We start from the raw sequence: 17253 nt of genomic DNA, 5'->3' as shown, positions 1-17253 counted from the left end.
GAACCGGCTTCGTCCCATCCCGGGCATCGGGTCTAATTGCGGTTAGCAGTCTCTGCTCCGTTTTTTTCACGAATATACGTTTCAAATAATTGGGGATTCACAACTTTACGCAGTAAATGCATCGTTCCGTCTCCTGTACCATGGTCAAACGCATGGATACGCTCATACCCCCAACGCTCATACATAGACAGCAGATAGGGATGCTTTTCGGCTGTTGCCAGCGTAACGGCAGGAGCTCCCACCTGATCACGGATAATATTCTGCTCTACCCAGTTTAGCAGCTTGCGTCCGTAGCCCTTGCCCTGAGCAGCCGGGTCGACGGCAAACCACATGACAAATGGTAGATCCGTTATAAAATTAAGAGCTCTATTTTTGAGATGGCTAACTGTAGCCTGAATTACGCCATCGACTTCTAGCACGTAGCAGTCATTATTTTTAATATTCTCCTGAATGAGAGGAATGTCCGCCTGAGCGGCAGGCCATTTAAGCTCCAACTGCCGAATCGTTTCGTACGCCTCATAAGTTACGTACTGCAATCTCTCTGCATCTTCCTGTTGTGCCAGGCGATAGATTTCGCTCATGTTAACCCGCCTCTCCTGTATAATTAATTTATTAATCCTATCTGCTTAATCAGGTATAAAAGATAAAATAACTGTAGCATGCTCTCCATCCAGCGACAAATTAATTTTTTCTATAAGTATATTTAAAATAACGATAACCTAACGAAAGTGAGCACGAATTGCAAAATCTTCCTCCGTTAAATCCATATTTACACACATAGCGGTTCGGCTGCCGTCGGCCGCGGCAAAAATCAATTGGGAAGGCATGAAGTATGAAAAATCCCCGGCGGCATATAAACCAGGTATTGAGGTTCTTCCTGATTCATCCGTCCTGATCCCGCCCGACTCCAGCTTTTCACAGCCCCAACGTTCCCCAAACGGTGCACTTTGCACAAATTTGGGAGCCACGAAACCGCCAGCCCTCAAGACTTGAGTTCCATCCGTAAAGCGAGTATGCTCAAGCTGTCCATTTTAGCCGATGAAGGCCGGACGAATCAAGCACCTCAAATCCGAATTCAGTTTTGTCACCTCGGTTTGCAGATGATCGACAGACGGATAGCGCAGTACTTCCTCATAAGCAACGCGACGGAACTCGGTCGGCGTTACGCCATCTCTCGTAATAAAGCCGTGCGATGCATATGTAACGGCATTTCTAGGCTGGTTGTTGTCGATTAAAGCCACGCTTCGTCTTGCCCGGCCAAGCACAAGGGCTGCATTCAATCCGGCGGGTCCTCCGCCAATAATAGCACAATCGTAAATCATGATGCTCATCTCCTTGCCAAATGCTAAACGCCTATCGGCTTAACCGACGAAGCAGTAACGAGCATGAGCATGGTGTGCAGGGCATAATTCGTCGCTTTTGTAAATTTTATGACTACGCCTAAACTAAAGACTTATTGTGTCTGTAATATCCTTGAATCGGCTAATGTGTCAAGCTTATACCTGATTATAAAAAAAGCAAAGAAGCCCGCAAACCGGGCTTCTCTACTTTTTTGCCCATACATGTTGCTTTATTCCGCAGGGGCTACAAAGGTGCGATTGGCAAACTCACTGTCCAGCATATAAAAGGCATTGCTGTCCCTTTCAATCCGTTTGAGCTTCTGGATTACACTGTCGAACAGAGCTTCCTCTTCGACTTGCTCATCAATAAACCATTTCAGGAAATGGATCGTCGCATGCTCACGTCCGTCCAGAGCCAAGTCAGCCAAATGATAAAATTTCTGCGTATTTTGCTGCTCATGCTTGTAGCCGTGCTCGAACACATCCAGCATGGAATTGTAGCTGTTTTTAGGCTCAGGCAATGCAGCCAATGTAGCACGTCCTCTGCGATCATTAATATATTTGTACAGCTTCATGGCATGAAACCGTTCCTCTTCAGCTTGTACCAGGAAAAAGTTTGCGAACCCATCCAGACTTTCGCCGGAGCAATAAGCAGCCATCGCCAGATATACGTGAGCGGAGTAAAATTCAAAATTCATTTGCTCATTTAGAGCCTGTGCCAAATTGTCTTTCATGTCTCAGGTCACCTCGGTCATATATGTAATGATGTAGCGATCTTAGTGTACCACAAGAGTGTCGGCGGGAATATACAATATCGGAGAAATATATGGTAAACGGGCGCAATACAATGTGAGGTTCCCCCCTCCTTGCGTTGCGCCCATCTCACCCAATGTTTATTTTACATTCAAGGCTCCAGACCCCATACGCGTTGGTCGTTCACATACAGAGGCGTTTTGTCCCAATCTGTATAAGACGTTTTGGTCGCATCATAGGAAAAATCATCACTTTCGTTATAATTGCTCCAGTCCGTTTTGTTCAAGCGAACCTGAATATCCCCCGTGTTGGCTCCTGCTGCCAGACTTCCCGCACCAGCTCCAAAGGAGATTTCCAGATAGTAATCTGCACCCGTCACGGCCTTATCCAGCTTCACAATACGTCCCTGAACGTTGCCGCTACCGAGCTGTGCATAGTCACAATGAAATTCCTGCGGCTTGTCGCCATCCACTGTATAATAATACCGCAGCTTGACAGTCTTCAGATCAACAGCCTCTTTCCCCTTGTTTACAACACGGAAAAGCGGGCGGATCTGATTATCTCCCGGGTTCGTGTCGCCCACGCGGTATTGGGCAATCACATCTCCCGTAGCCGGAACGGGTGTTGCTGTCGGCTTGGCGCTGACCTCGGCAGAATCCGGGCTGGTTCCCAGGGAATTGGTCGCACTTGCTACATAATAATAGGTGGTTTCATTCACCACTCCTGTATCCTTGTAGGTGCTATCCGTTACCGTGGCTACCGTGGCATAAGGTCCTCCACTGGTTGTGGAGCGCTTGACGGTATAACTGTCTGCTCCAGTCGCTTTGCTCCAGGTCAGTGTTACCTGAGCATCCCCGGCGTTTGCCTTCACATTGGCCGGAGCTTTGGGAGCCGTCGGTTCGGTTGTTCCACCACCGTTGATGAGGCGATCATATTCAGCATAAGCTGTCGCCATATCGACTTGGGACCAGAAACGGTGATACGTAAATTCCGGAGCGCCTTTGTCCCATTTTTTCGTCTGATTATTCCAAGAGGTTGTGTATTTGTCCTTGAGATAAGACCATTGCGGATCTTTGGTGATGTTAGGCCGAATATCGGTATAGCTGGAATACGTACCATTACCACCCTTGGACGGATCAGATGCGGTAGCATCTGCGCCAGGAATAGTGTTACCTTGTCCTGTTTTACCACTCCAACCGTTCGGGATATACACTTCTTTCGTGAAATAACGATAATAATCCTCGCGTGCTTCCTTCGTTGTAATGCCTACGCCGTCATTGTAGCCCCAAGCTGCATCCAGCAAAGCTTTGGACAGATCCTTGGCCTCCTTGCCCAGTGCGGTGTAATCACCTTTTTCGGCTTTCGTTCCGGCAGCAAAAAAAGTAAGCGCTTTAACATAACTGCCCAGCACTCCCGTATCCTGCCCCGGATTCTTCGTTACCACATGCAGATTGGCATTCCCTTTGTAATTGGCAAATCCGCTCCACGTTTCCGGTTTTCCACTCCATTCCAGATTGCTCGGTACCCAGAACTCACCTTTAGCTGTAGTTGTGGCCACTTTCGGATTTTTTCCACCGAGAATACGTTTGCCTTGTGCGTCCAAATAATAGCCTTGTGCATCCGTCACAGGACGTTCGTTGGCAAATACATAGCTCTTGGACCATGCAATCCAGTTTTCCGTCACTTGTTTAGCCATCTTAAACTGCTCGGAAGAAGTATCCCCCTTCTTGGCTAAAATATAGTACAGCTCAGCAATCCGTTCGACTGGCCATGCCTGCATTCCGAACCAGTTGTTGGACGGTGGATCGTTATATACCGGAGCCCCCGTGTAAGCCAAGCCATAAAAGGTACTCGTGCCTGCCGGATACGCCTTATAGGCACCATCCCAGCTATTCGTTGCTCCCCCTGCAATCGCTCCCTCATCGGATTGCAGCCAAGTGTAAAATTCCAGTTGGCGCTTCAGCGAGGTCGCCCAGTCCTGTCCTGCTGTTGGCGAATCCGGAATCAATCCGCCATCTTTATCGGACAAAGCGTAGGCTGCGACTACATTTTGGTAGCCTTGATGCGCATGACTGGCGCCAATCCGCCAAGCCCAGTTGCCGCTTTGGCCCAGCCCGCCGCCCCACGCCGTATACCATGCCATCAGATAATGGCTCGCATCCTTGCCGGTGCCAGCTACCGGAGTTCCATTGGAAGCGCCTCCGGTTTTCTGGAAATATTTATCGTACATGCCGTACCGCAAGAAGTCTCCCATCTTTTTTGCTTTATTCAAATACACGGAGTTATCATACCCCAGCTCTTTAGCCCAATACATGGCTTGAACCGCCCGTGCGTCCGCATCGGTGGCATTCGTGTAGCGCCATTGCTGTGCAGGAGCATTATTTTCCTTGGTGAACAGGCTCATAAAGCCTTCATTTGCTTTACCAAATTTTTGATTATCCTGCGATGGATGCGGGACGGCTTCCCAAACCGATTCCTGCTCCCCGCGTTGGAAGGTGTTCACATAGGTCGCTGTATGAGACGGATTCAGCAGATTGCCAAAACCGTACCAATTATCCACGTCCAGCAGCCAATGCATCAGATAGGTCTGATTGTTGCCATAGGTTGCCTTCAACTCTGCATCCAGCGGGTCCTTGCCACCGCTATACTGACCACTCAGACGGCTTGGATATTGATCCGGCTGCGGATACTCTGCTGCATAGGTGGCTGGGCTGTTAGGATTGTAGTTACTCATGGTAGGCTGCTCTTCCTTGCCGTCACCCTCATTAACAGGAATGATGTATTTCTCCATGTTATCCCATGCCGATTCCAAATGTCCCCAATCCCCGGTATAATGGCCATACAGCACCTCCAGCCACATCCAGTAGCTATACGCTTCCGAGGTCGTTAAATGTCCGTAGTCCGGAGCCTCGCTCATCAGGGTTTCAACCGAATGATAAGGAATACCCTCCTTGGAAAAATATCCGCTGGCCGGGTCCTTCAGTTGTTTATACAATTGAAGGAAGCGTGTGGATTCCGGTGTTGCGGCTGATGCACGGTCGGGTTCGGCTTGAAATATGCCCAAAGTTAGCGGAAGTACCAAAATGGCTGACATGACCATAGAGACAGATTTCCTGAACACGGATTTTCTGCTGATCACTTTTACATCCATCCTCTCCAATATCAATTTTGGCTTTACACAAGCTTTTGTTCCGAAAAACGACAGCACAAAAAGACAGCACCGTCACCTCACTTTCCCGTCAAAAAGGTGGAGGACACGCTGTCCATTAGCTCCAAATGCTTCACATTGGCCCTGGAAAAAATATACCATATCCACCGTCAAATGAGAGTCGAAAAAATCAATATGTTTAGAGTTTGTTAATGAAAATTGACGAAATCGCAGGAAATCGGTACGATTTTACAGGGAGGCGTTTAATATGAAAATTTTACTGGTGCTTGGTTGTATAATGATGTTTTTTGCTGTAGTTCTGGGAGCTTTCGGAGCACATGCTTTGAAAAAAAGACTTTCCGCAGATATGATGAGCATATTCCAGACAGGTATCCAATATCATATTGCTCATGGCTTGGGCTTGGTTCTTCTCGGAGTAGTTGCAGGAAATCTGGTCCATTCTTCTCTGATTGTTACCGCAGGCTGGGTCATGCTAGCAGGTATTCTCCTGTTCTCCGGCAGTTTGTATGCTCTTAGCTTGTCCGACGTGAAGAAGCTCGGAGCGATTACCCCGATTGGCGGAGTGGCTTTTTTAGCAAGTTGGGTACTTGTGATTGTGGCGGTAGTGCAGGGTTAAACAAAGCTAAAGAAAAGAGACTTGGAAAAGTAGAAACTTCCAAATCTCCTGAGCAATTCCCAAATATGAAAGAATAATATTATTTCGTCTGTACTTCTTGCGCCTTTTGAGCCGATAAGCGATGGCTCTCGATGTAGCGTTTGGATTCAGCCATCTGGTGCTCCTGCGCGGCCTCCATAATGATGTGAACCCCCGGCTTGTACTGTTCCAGTAGCTCCATGTATAGACCATAGTTCATGTCACCAAAGCCCGGCGGTACGGTCTCGATCTCACCTGTCGATGACAAACGCCGGTCCTTGGCATGTGCCGCGATAATCCGGGGTCCCAGCAGTTGAAACGCTTCGCGGATGACTTCATCCTGTCGTGCCAGATTTTCCGTTTTCAGCAGATTGCCTGGATCTATCACTACGCCGATCTGGGATGACGGTACTTCCTCCAGCAAGGTAGCCAGCTCTACCGCCGTTCCGACCAAATGATCGTTAGCGGCCTCCAATCCGACGAACACGCCCCATTTTCCCGCCTCGTCCGCTAATTCGCGCACAACTTCTTTTACAACCTTCCAGTCTCGTTCCGTATATGCGCTTCCATCCTCATTACGTCCGACTTCGGCAGCCACCATCGGTGCCCCTAACAGGCTTGCGTATCGGATCAGCTCTTTAAAGCGCTCTACATTTTCACGTAGAAGCTCCTCATCCTTTTCAAAAAAATGCAAATAGCAGCCAAGCACCGATATGGATACTCCATGCTGACGGAATGCCTCCGCGATAGACAGTGCCAATCCCGGACTGAACTTGCCCGGTTTGTTAAAGTCCACATCACTGATCGCTCTCCATGGAGCCAGTTGAACATGAGTAAAGCCCGCCGCTCCTACCTTTGCAGCCAACTCGCGATAAGGCAACTTGCCAAATAAATGCGCCAATACGCCTACAGTCACTTCCAATCACCTCTTCTTTTTTAATGTTGCATCCTGTTTGTCACAGCACTTCGTTCCAAGGTCTCATTAATGATTTGCGTAATCCTCTCCACCTCGTCATGAATAAAAAAGTGCCCTCCATCAAAGGTGAAAATACGAAAATTCTGATCCGTATGCTGCCCCCACGCCTCCGCATCCTGCAAAGTCATTGTGTTATCGGTCAGCCCTGTCAAGGCTGTGACCGAACAATTCAAAGGTACGGCTGGGGCCATGTACTCATGCGTCTCAACGGCTTTGAAGTCCGCTCTTAGCACCGGGATAAAATAGTCGTACAATTCGCGATTGTCAAAAATGGCCTCTGAAAGCTGACCATACCGCTGCAAATGCGTCCTGAACTGCTCTGCGGGAAGATCATGGGCCCACAGGAAATCTCTCGGGACATGCGGTGCCCGTCCACCAGATACGAACAGATGAGCAGGTTTCCCATAACCGCCTGCCACCAGCTTGTAATACAGCTCGAATGCGATCATCGTTCCCATACTGTGACCATAAATGGCATAAGGATCGCCGGGGGCTATTTCTTGACTGATCTTGAACAATAAATCCTCGCTCATCTCCTCAATGCTGTCCTTTAACGGTTCACCGGAACGAATACCTCTGCCCGCCAGCTCCAGCGGAACAAGCTTAATGTGCGGAAGCAGCAGCTTTTTCCATTTGAAGCTGACCGATGCCGATCCGCCCGCATATGGAATGAAAAACAATGTGATGGGTGCCATCCTTGCAACCTCCTGCCATGCTAAGTCCTTACTCTTTCATTTTAGCATAAAAAGGTATATTTACCCATTTCAAATATTTTGCAAATTCAAGAAACAAGGTCGGGGAAATCAAGCATCTTTTGCATCAGGCAGGAAACCGCTTCTTTTAGGAAGAATAGCCCTATGGTTTGAATATAATAATGTGTTTGCTTTCATTTCTTTAAATTCGAGAGGAGTTCTGCGCCATGAAGTACGGTTTCTTCGATGATGCTAACCAAGAATATGTCATCCACACCCCTCAAACCCCATATCCCTGGATCAATTACTTAGGCAACGAACGATTTTTTGGACTGATCTCCAATACAGGCGGCGGCTATGCATTTTACCGGGATGCCCGCTTACGTCGCTTAACACGATACAGATACAACAATATTCCTGTCGATAATGGCGGCCGCTATTTTTATATCCATGATGATGGGGATTACTGGACACCGGGCTGGATGCCGGTCAAACGGGAGCTGGATCGGTATGAGTGCCGACATGGGCTTGGCTATACTTCAATCATGGGTGAACGTAACGGTATCCGTGCGACGCAGTTGGCTTTTGTACCGCTGTCCTTTGATGGCGAAGTACATCAGGTTAAGCTTCAGAATACTTCTGATCAGACTAAAAAGATTAAGGTCTTTTCTTTCGTGGAATTTTGTCTGTGGAACGCCTATGACGATATGACCAATTTTCAACGCAACCTGAACACGGGCGAGGTCGAAATACAGGACTCTGTCATCTATCACAAAACGGAATATCGTGAGCGCCGCAACCACTATGCTTTCTTCTCTGTCAATCGTCCAATGGCTGGATTCGATACAGACCGTGAAGCTTTTCTGGGACTATACAACGGGCTGGATCAGCCGCAAACCGTCACCGCCGGGCAAGCCTCTAACTCTATTGCCAGCGGGTGGTCGCCTGTAGGATCGCATTGCATCGAAATCACATTGGAGCCAGGTGAAGAAACGAGTCTTAACTTTGTACTTGGTTATGTGGAAAATCCGGAGGATGAAAAATGGGAATCTCCTGGCGTGATTAACAAAAAGCAGGCTCATGTCATGATTGCACAATTTGCGGATGAAGCCGATGTTGAACGAGCATTGAGTGAGCTGCGGGCCTATTGGAACAACCTGCTCTCCAAGTACACCATTCAGAGCCACGACGACAAGCTGAACCGGATGGTGAATATATGGAATCCGTATCAATGTATGGTTACGTTCAATATGTCGCGTTCCGCTTCGTATTTCGAATCTGGTATCGGGCGTGGTATGGGCTTCCGGGATTCGAATCAGGATTTGCTCGGCTTCGTCCACCAGATACCGGAGCGAGCACGGGAACGGATTATCGATATCGCCTCCACTCAATTTGATAACGGCGGGGCTTATCATCAGTACCAGCCTTTAACCAAAAAAGGAAACCACGAGGTCGGCGGCGGTTTCAACGATGATCCGCTGTGGCTAATTGTCGGCACCGCTGCGTATATCAAAGAAACGGGAGACTTTTCCATATTGGACGAACAGGTGCCCTTCGATGGGAATGAAGAGCATACCGCTACCCTGTTTGAGCATTTGAAGCGATCCTTTTATCATGTAGTTAACAATCTCGGCCCGCATGGCCTCCCACTGATTGGCCGGGCAGACTGGAACGACTGCTTGAACCTGAATTGTTTTTCTGCTACACCGGATGAGTCCTATCAGACCACGCAAAATTTGGAGGGTCGCATAGCGGAATCGGTATTCATCGCCGGACTATTCGTATATACAGGGCCAGATTTTATTGAGCTCTGCAAGCGTAGAGGATTAGATGACGAAGCAGCCACGGCCCAGGCCCATGTGGATCGGATGCGGACCGCCACGTTGGAGCATGGCTTTGATGGGGATTGGTTTCTGCGAGCCTACGACCACTATGGGAATAAAGTCGGTAGCAAGGATTGTGAGGAAGGCCAAATTTTCATTGAGCCTCAGGGTTTTTGCGTGATGGCCGGAATCGGCGTTGAGGAAGGTCAGGCTCAAAAAGCGCTCGACTCTACACGGGATCGGCTGGAGACTCCCTATGGCATTGTGCTGCAAAATCCGCCTTATTCCCGCTATTACATCAATCTGGGTGAAATATCCTCTTATCCTCCAGGGTACAAGGAAAATGCGGGCATCTTCTGTCACAATAACCCGTGGATTATGATGGCGGAGGCCGTGATTGGCCGTGGAGATCGCGCTTTTGAGCTGTATAGCAAAATTGCTCCTGCCTACCTGGAGGACATCAGCGACATCCACCGTACCGAGCCGTATGTATATGCGCAAATGATTGCAGGCAAGGATGCCGTTCGTGAAGGCGAAGCCAAAAATTCATGGCTGACTGGCACAGCCGCGTGGAACTTTGTAGCCATTACCCAGTCTATTCTTGGTATCCAGCCCGAATGGGATGGTCTTCGTATTGACCCGTGCATTCCTGCAGCCTGGGACGAATTTACAATCACTCGCGTCTTTCGCGGAGATACCTACGTGATCCAAGTCATGAATCCACAACATAGATCCAAGGGTGTAGCTACAGTCACGATAGATGGGACTGTTCTCACGGACAATGTTCTGCCGGTTGCAGGAGATGGTGCTGTCCATCAGGTTAAAGTGCTATTGGGCTGACAAGTACATTGGCACCTAAATCGACTCCTAAAAAATTAGCTTCAACTTCATCACATAGTATCTTATAATACGAGAATGGCTAAAGATATATTAAGTGTGGTGACATCATGACCAAGACAAAACGGCTTACACAAACCATGGATTACAAAATGAAGCAAGCCCGCTGGGTACGCAAAATGTTATTACTGTACTGGATGATTATTGCCGTACATTCTATCACCCAGTTGGGCTGCTATTTGTTTCTTGATTACCACGCTTCTCCTTATGAATTTTACATTGAAACCCTTATTGTTCCGACGCTGATCATGAGCGGCTCCAACTTGCTTGCAGAAATAGCTCATTTTAAATGTAATAGGTATTCTTTCGCGATTCTGTTTATAGCGAGCACGGTCATTTGCTGGACGATCATTCGACTAAACTACGATATCCGAATTATTACGGCGTTGTGTTTGTTGCCTATTTTCTCATCCATCCTGTTTTTCAATCGTCGCTTGATATGGCTTTCCTTTGTCTTGCAAGTTGTGGTTTTTTTTCTTTTACTGGCAGTGGATGGTTCATTTCGTACCTATTTGTCGGACTTTGATATCGTGGCAATCCCTTCCTTTTTGATTTTGTCTACTTTTATTGCTCTCATTATTCAGGCAAGCGGTCGCGATCTGTTAGTAGATTTGTACAAAACACAGCGCGCCCAACAGGAGTTGATGATCAGCAACGCGATTATAAGCAAAATGTCGATGACCGACGGATTAACCAAATTGTATAATCATTTGTCCTTTCAGAACTTCTATGAAAAAGCACTCGAATATGCTGAACAAGGCGCCATTATCCATCTTGCGTTAGTGGATATTGATAATTTCAAGAAAATTAATGATAATTATGGGCACCAGTTCGGAGATAAAATTTTGGAGGGCATTTCGCAAATCATTACAGAGCAGATTACAGCAAATGATATTGCGGCCCGCTATGGTGGTGAGGAATTTGCCATCCTGATGTTTGAGCATACCTTTGAAGAAGCTTATCAAATCGCCGAAAACATCCGGCACGAAGTGGAAAAGATGACTTTTTACGAAAAAAAGCAAAACATTTCCGTAACCGTAAGCATTGGGCTGAAAAGCTATACAGAAGAAATGAACAAAGATGCGTTCTTTCAGGAAGCGGACGACTATCTATATCAAGCCAAGCGTTCTGGCAAGAATAAGATAGTTTCGCTCAATCATATTGCCTAATTCGACAGAGAATACTCACAGGATGACTTCTCCGGCACTCGCTTGCCGGGGATTTATTTTTTAAAGACAAGCCATTTGACAAGAATATAAGCTGAAACTATAATACTTACATGTAATAACGTAATTTACTTACATAAAATAAGTTAAGGGAGATGTTTTTCATATGTCAACACTTGTTATTGTAACCCACCCTAATCTTGCGGAGTCCCGCGTTAACAAAAGATGGGTCCAGGAGCTCAAAAAGCAATCGGGTGTAACCGTTCATAACCTGTATGAAGTATACCCGGATGAGAAAATCAATGTAGCTCAAGAGCAGGAACTGCTGGAGCAGCATGACCGTATTGTACTGCAATTTCCTTTTTACTGGTATAGCACCCCTTCCCTGCTGAAAAAATGGCAAGATGCGGTTCTGACTTACGGTTGGGCTTATGGAAGCGAAGGTGGCAAATTGGAGGGCAAAGAGTTACTGATTGCTCTGTCTGCCGCTAGTGTAGAGGAAAATTATCAACATGACGGACGGAACAGATACACAATCGAAGAACTGCTGAGACCCCTCGAAGCTACAAGCCACTTGGTTGGTGTCAAATTGCTCCCTTATTTCGTGCAATATGGCACTGGGGTTCTGACCGATGAGGAGCTTGAGCAATCCGCGCAAAGATACGTGCAAACCGTTACTTCTTAATTCTATTGGAAAATGCCCCTTGGTTGGAGCTACCACCTGCTGTGACGCAGAACGTGGCAGTCTAACGACCAGGGGGCTTTTTTTGAGTTTAATTTTCAAATCAGGAATTATAACGAACTGCGTTCTGATTGCACGGAAACAACTTTCCCCCTGCTATTCAGCACGAAGCCTAATGCATAGACGACAGCCCCCAAGCCGTAAGCGGCGGCAAAGCCCCCCATATGCTCGATCATCCAGCCTGACAGCGCCGGACCCAGCATCTGCCCTACTGCATAAAATACAGAGATAAACCCGATGGCAGAGGGAACATATTTGGACGGAACCTGCTGTGAAGCTTTAACCTGGATCAAGGTGACTAGCCCTCCGATGCTCGAACCCCAAATGATGGATGAAATCGCAAAGCCCCACACGTTGTCCATAACAATGGGAACGAGATCCCCAAGCACAGCAAAAATCCACGACAGCATAAATGTTCGTTGCACCCCTGCCTTGTCCGAGATACTTCCCCATACAGGGCCGCCTATAATGCTGAATACCCCTGCAAACGCATAAATCAGCCCTGTCGTGCTGCTTGAAATACCTGCCTCCAGCATATAGCTGCTTTGATACAGATTAGGTATTAGATAGGCCATGCCAATCAGAAAATATAAAACAGCAATGCGGGTAAGCTCCTTATTTTTCAACCACTGGGGCTTATCCTCCTCGCTTACCGTTTGACGGGCAGATGCCGGATTTTTCAGAACAAATAGTGACAACACAAGCACCACCAACGAAATAATCCCGAAGCACAACCATACAGCGCGCCAGCCGTCATGGGGAAATACCCGTATGATCACAGGGATCAGAAAACCGCTTAATAACATGCCGATACCGGCGCCACTCAACAGTATACCTAACACCTTCCCCCGCTGCTGCGGAAACCAGCCGATCATCAGGGACATCAGTGGAGTAAATACAAGTGAGCTGCCAGCCCCAATAACGAACATGAACAATCCGATAGCCCAAAATGAAGGCGACCATGCCAATCCGAGCATACTGACCACTACAGCCGCACTGCCCGTTATAAGCACCAATTTAGCTCCCCAGCGTACAGCCAGCACACCTGACAAGCCTACCGTGAGCAAATAACCCAGAAACATGATCGTTCCCAGTAATCCTGTCTGTGATATCGTCAGATGCAGCCCCTTCTGCATATACGGAAGCACAGCACCATAACCCATACGGGCCAAGCCTGTGGTTGTAATGACCAGTAAAGTTCCGCACAGGACGAGTGTCCAGAAATGTTTTGGGTTAGGTGCTTTTTGTACATGTGGTACGGAATTCATACCCTAGTTCCCCCTTCTTATGAATGAATAACAGGTACAGTAACCTTGTCATTCATCCTACACGGGGGTTCGGTTCTGATCTACCAGCTAACGGAATTCGTTGCTGGTTTGCGGGAATGGGTTATTTAGCTGAATAAGCGATTTCGGACGAGCGTACCCGGGTTGCAGCCGTATTTTTTTCGGAATGCCTCTGCAAAGTAGCTTGGATTGGAATAACCCACCGCACAAGAAACTTCCGTCACACTATTTCCTCCGACTTGCAGCAAATGAAGTGCCTGATCCAGCCGTTGTTCACGCAGATCTCCAAAGACGGTTGTTCCGTACATTTCCTTGTAGCCCATTTTCAATTTGTAGTCATTCATGCCGATCATACGTGAAAGCTGCAAGAGAGACGGCGGCTCCGCCATGTGCTCCAGCATAATTTGACGCGCCCTCTTAATTTTGGCGATTTCGTCCCGGTTCAAGGAGACAGATGGATCATGTCCATCCTCGAAAAAGGTGCGTAAAGCTAGCATCCACAAATCCAATACGGCACATTCCATTTCAATATTGCGTATCGAACCGGATTGGATGCCCTGCATCAGCTGAGTCAACTTGAAGACGGCAACTGGATTCATGCGAGCCTGAAAAGCGCGAAACGAATGAGGTCCGAGTAAATCCGCAAAATCTACACTCCTTCTTCCGTCCGCCTCTTCCATAAAATAATGAAACGTCGATACCGGAATCCCGATGCCCAGCATCGTAAATTGCTCATTCGCCGTAAATTCAAAGCGAGCTTCGCCCGGCTTCAGGAGCTGTAACGAAAAATGCCCCGGCACAATTTCATGTCGTACTCCCGACGCCTGAACCTCCCGTCCGCCGCGAAAACAGCAAGTAAGCTCCACCATAGGCACAGTAGCCACAAAATCAATCGTTCGGCTTTGATGAAAGGTATAGTCTGAAACCACAAGCTCCATATCCAGGCGCGGGGAGCAACGGCGAATAGTGCCCTTCCCCACGGTTTGTATAAGTTCCATCGGAGCTTTATAACCTGTAACGTCAGCGTTCAGCTCCAGTTTTTCAAGAAACAGATTAAAATTATGATGAAAAGTAGCTTCCTGCATAGCGTTTCACTCCAGTATTGTTCATTGATAATTATTCTCATCATACCGGATTGTTGGTGGTTTGACAAAGAACCTCCTACCGCTAGAAAATAGCAGCGATGGAGGTTCCCGTCGATCTGTTAAAATATGAAGATTTACAAAGTAACCAGTGTGCTGGACACCTGAACCATGCTTTCTTTAATGATGTTGCAGCCTTCACGCAGGTTTTCCATGCTGATCGTTAGGGCAGGCATAATTTTAATCACCGTATCGTTACGTCCAGCCCGCTCAATGATGAGGCCCTTACTAAAGCAGAGAGTAGCTACCTCCTTGGCGAACGCTTCTCCCAGGTGGGATACATCAATTCCCCAGATCAGACCCAAGCCGCGAATTTCAATGAGAGGATCGATTGTTTGAATATGTTCACGCAAAAATTGCTGGACAAAAGCCTCTTTTTCCTTCACCTGTGCTTCCAGTCCTACCGTATCCCTGAACTCCAGCGCTGCCTTTGCAGCGACAAAAGCAAGCTGATTTCCGCGGAAGGTGCCATTATGCTCACCAGGACTCCAAATATCCAATTCCGGCTTGATCAGCAACAGGGACATCGGCAAACCATAGCCACTGATTGACTTGGACAAAACAACCATATCAGGAACGATACCCGCCCGCTCAAACGAGAAGAACGAACCAACCCGACCGCAGCCAACCTGTATATCGTCAATAATCAGCAAAATATCATGATCATCGCACAGCTGCCGCAAATCACGCAGCCATTCGGTATCCGCGATGTTAATACCGCCCTCAGCCTGTACCGTTTCCAGAATGATGGCCGCTGGCTTTTCCACCCCGGAATGGGTATCCGTTAAAAGCTGCTCCATATATAAAATGGTATCCAAGCCGTTAAACGTACTGTTATAAGGGATGAAGGTAACGTTATTCAACGATACACCGGCACTCTCTCGCATGGAGTTGTTACTGGTAACAGACAAACCGCCTAGCGACATGCCGTGAAACGCGCCCATAAAAGCAAAAATTCCATTTCTTTTCTTCACCTTGCGCGCAAGCTTCAATGCCGCCTCCACCGCATTAGTACCAGTCGGACCGCAAAATTGCAGCTTATAGTTCAAGCCCTTGGGCTGGAGAATACGCTCGGAGAAAGATTCAATAAACTCCTGTTTGGCCGTCGTAAACATGTCCAAACCATGCATAATCCGGTCTGAGGTTAAATAATCCAAAAGCCGGTTTTTCATGAAATCATTATTGTGCCCGTAGTTCAAAGCCCCTGCTCCGGCAAAAAAGTCGATATATCCCTCTCCTGCCTCTGTGTACAGCACATCGTTCTTCGCTTTGTTGAAAACAACCGGAAAACTTCTGCAATAGGATCTTACATTGGACTCCAGTGCTTCGAATGTGTTCATAATCTCTCGTCCTCCCGCTGACCTGATTTGAAAAAATACAAGCATGGAAAGCAAAAAAAGTGTAAATATGTAATCTAAAATGAGAAGACAGCCTGAATCGCAAAGGGGTAGCCACACCAAAGAATCATGAGTACGATCACGGGAACGAATAGAGTACAGATAAATAAATGCAGAGTAGCCTATTGAGAGTAAATTAAACTCCAGAAGATTAAGTGGTGGGGGTATCTAAGGGGTCTCTATCAGTGGATGTCACTCCTATGTAATAAAATACCATAATTATTTTTGAAGTCAATGCATGATTATGATGTGTTTTGTTAAATTTTTGTAATCGAGTGTAGTGGGCTTGGTGTATTTTGTTAATTCTCCACGAAAAATGTCGGAATAGAGCTGAAAATCTTATAAATAGAGCATTTCCATATCAAAAAAGTATAAATCCGTTCTGCCCGGCTATTGGTTTGCCCGATCCCCCTGATCTTTTGACAGACTGTCCAAAGGGGGTTACTCTATCAAAAGAACTTGCCAAAAACTTTTTGAGTGCATTGAACCTATCCTAACCATTTGGCTCGAATTTGATAGAAAGATAAGGAAATATCATCATGGCTAATGTTTTGATTATTGAAGATGACAATATGCTGGGAGATACCCTTTCCTTGTATTTGACTGGAGAAGGCTACAACGTTACCCGGGTGGAGCAGGCGGCTGAGGGAATTGCCCGGCTGGGTATGGTGCAGCCTGATATTATTTTGCTAGATCTGCTGCTTCCAGATTTGGATGGTGTCAATCCCTGCCCACTGGTACGCAAGCATACGGATGTGCCAATCATCGTGATTTCTTCAGAAAACAATATCTCAGAGCGCATCCGTACACTTACGTTGGGAGCAGACGATTATATTTGCAAGCCTTTCAGTATGCAGGAGCTAAAGGCGCGAATCGAGGCTCTTTTCCGTCGTATTGAAATCACACGGTTACAGGCAAGAGGCCTTGCGCCTGAAGCCGAGCCTGAAACAGACATTGTTTTGGATCTGGCGCGAAGAATGATTACCGTTGATGGGCAGATTGTGGAGACGACATTTTCGGAATTTGAGCTTATGAAGCTTTTTTATTTGAACCGGGGAATTGTATTCAGCCGATATGCCTTGATTCAAGCTCTTCGTGGCACAGACTCCTTTATTAATGAGAGGGCTGTAGACGTACATATCAACCATTTGCGCAGGAAAATCGAAAAAGACCCTAAAAAGCCGAAATTAATCAGGACCATCTGGGGAATTGGTTATAAATTTGTGCAATAGCATG

At 47.1% G+C, this 17253-nt stretch carries 13 protein-coding genes and 2 pseudogenes; 5 read left to right on the top strand and 10 right to left on the bottom strand.

Features of this window, described 5'->3' with window-relative positions; genetic code table 11:
• Nucleotides 1-32: 32 nt before the first annotated feature.
• The 5 genes and pseudogenes from ACWXW9_RS02285 to ACWXW9_RS02265 all read right to left on the bottom strand — a co-directional run bounded on the left by ACWXW9_RS02285 (nt 33) and on the right by ACWXW9_RS02265 (nt 5193).
• On the bottom strand, nt 33-581 hold the full coding sequence (locus ACWXW9_RS02285) for a GNAT family N-acetyltransferase (protein ID WP_134914796.1): 549 nt from the start codon (nt 579-581) through the stop codon (nt 33-35).
• A gap of 138 nt (nt 582-719) precedes the next feature.
• A pseudogene (locus tag ACWXW9_RS02280) lies at nt 720-1322 on the bottom strand (FAD-dependent oxidoreductase).
• A 26-nt stretch (nt 1323-1348) separates the two neighbouring features.
• Nucleotides 1349-1432: pseudogene (locus tag ACWXW9_RS02275) on the bottom strand (transcriptional regulator); the annotation flags it as partial.
• A 138-nt stretch (nt 1433-1570) separates the two neighbouring features.
• Entirely contained in the window at nt 1571-2074 is a 504-nt protein-coding gene (locus ACWXW9_RS02270; RefSeq protein WP_494928084.1) for a ferritin, read from the bottom strand.
• Nucleotides 2075-2244: 170 nt separating this feature from the next.
• Entirely contained in the window at nt 2245-5193 is a 2949-nt protein-coding gene (locus tag ACWXW9_RS02265; protein WP_494928161.1) for a glycoside hydrolase family 48 protein, read from the bottom strand.
• Between the two features lie 316 nt (nt 5194-5509).
• On the opposite strand from ACWXW9_RS02265, the gene ACWXW9_RS02260 reads away from it, so the two are divergent.
• The gene (locus tag ACWXW9_RS02260) at nt 5510-5878 is read left to right on the top strand and encodes a DUF423 domain-containing protein (protein ID WP_494928083.1); all 369 of its coding nucleotides are present in this window, start codon (nt 5510-5512) and stop codon (nt 5876-5878) included.
• Between the two features lie 79 nt (nt 5879-5957).
• Here ACWXW9_RS02260 and ACWXW9_RS02255 read toward each other — a convergent pair whose 3' ends face one another.
• Together ACWXW9_RS02255 and ACWXW9_RS02250 are read right to left on the bottom strand one after the other, a co-directional pair.
• Nucleotides 5958-6812: a sugar phosphate isomerase/epimerase family protein gene (locus ACWXW9_RS02255; protein WP_494928082.1), complete on the bottom strand. Its 855-nt coding sequence runs from the start codon at nt 6810-6812 to the stop codon at nt 5958-5960.
• Between the two features lie 20 nt (nt 6813-6832).
• A complete protein-coding gene (locus ACWXW9_RS02250) occupies nt 6833-7567 on the bottom strand; it encodes a thioesterase II family protein (protein ID WP_494928081.1) in 735 nt (244 codons plus the stop codon).
• A 224-nt stretch (nt 7568-7791) separates the two neighbouring features.
• Here ACWXW9_RS02250 and ACWXW9_RS02245 point away from each other — a divergent pair, with 224 nt between their 5' ends.
• The 3 genes from ACWXW9_RS02245 (at nt 7792) to ACWXW9_RS02235 (ending at nt 12135) form a co-directional block, all read left to right on the top strand.
• Complete coding sequence (locus ACWXW9_RS02245) at nt 7792-10227, top strand: glycoside hydrolase family 94 protein (protein WP_494928080.1); 2436 nt, start codon at nt 7792-7794, stop codon at nt 10225-10227.
• A 107-nt stretch (nt 10228-10334) separates the two neighbouring features.
• The gene (locus ACWXW9_RS02240; RefSeq protein WP_494928079.1) at nt 10335-11453 is read left to right on the top strand and encodes a GGDEF domain-containing protein; all 1119 of its coding nucleotides are present in this window, start codon (nt 10335-10337) and stop codon (nt 11451-11453) included.
• A gap of 163 nt (nt 11454-11616) precedes the next feature.
• Nucleotides 11617-12135, top strand: coding sequence for an NAD(P)H-dependent oxidoreductase (locus ACWXW9_RS02235; RefSeq protein WP_494928078.1), 519 nt, complete (start codon nt 11617-11619; stop codon nt 12133-12135).
• 107 nt (nt 12136-12242) lie between these two features.
• Here ACWXW9_RS02235 and ACWXW9_RS02230 read toward each other — a convergent pair whose 3' ends face one another.
• From ACWXW9_RS02230 to ectB, 3 genes are all read right to left on the bottom strand, one after another.
• Nucleotides 12243-13460, bottom strand: a complete 1218-nt coding sequence (locus ACWXW9_RS02230) for an MFS transporter (RefSeq protein WP_494928077.1) — start codon at nt 13458-13460, stop codon at nt 12243-12245.
• 125 nt (nt 13461-13585) lie between these two features.
• The gene (locus ACWXW9_RS02225) at nt 13586-14563 is read right to left on the bottom strand and encodes a helix-turn-helix transcriptional regulator (RefSeq protein WP_025682089.1); all 978 of its coding nucleotides are present in this window, start codon (nt 14561-14563) and stop codon (nt 13586-13588) included.
• A gap of 134 nt (nt 14564-14697) precedes the next feature.
• A complete protein-coding gene (ectB, locus tag ACWXW9_RS02220; RefSeq protein WP_494928076.1) occupies nt 14698-15960 on the bottom strand; it encodes a diaminobutyrate--2-oxoglutarate transaminase in 1263 nt (420 codons plus the stop codon).
• A 596-nt stretch (nt 15961-16556) separates the two neighbouring features.
• Here ectB and ACWXW9_RS02215 point away from each other — a divergent pair.
• Complete coding sequence (locus ACWXW9_RS02215) at nt 16557-17249, top strand: response regulator transcription factor (RefSeq protein ID WP_494928075.1); 693 nt, start codon at nt 16557-16559, stop codon at nt 17247-17249.
• Nucleotides 17250-17253 lie beyond the last annotated feature (4 nt).

It is taken from the genome of Paenibacillus sp. LT-B23 (genome assembly GCF_059417685.1).
The sequence above is the reverse complement of the archived record's forward strand: the minus strand, read 5'-3'. Positions and strand labels throughout refer to the sequence as shown.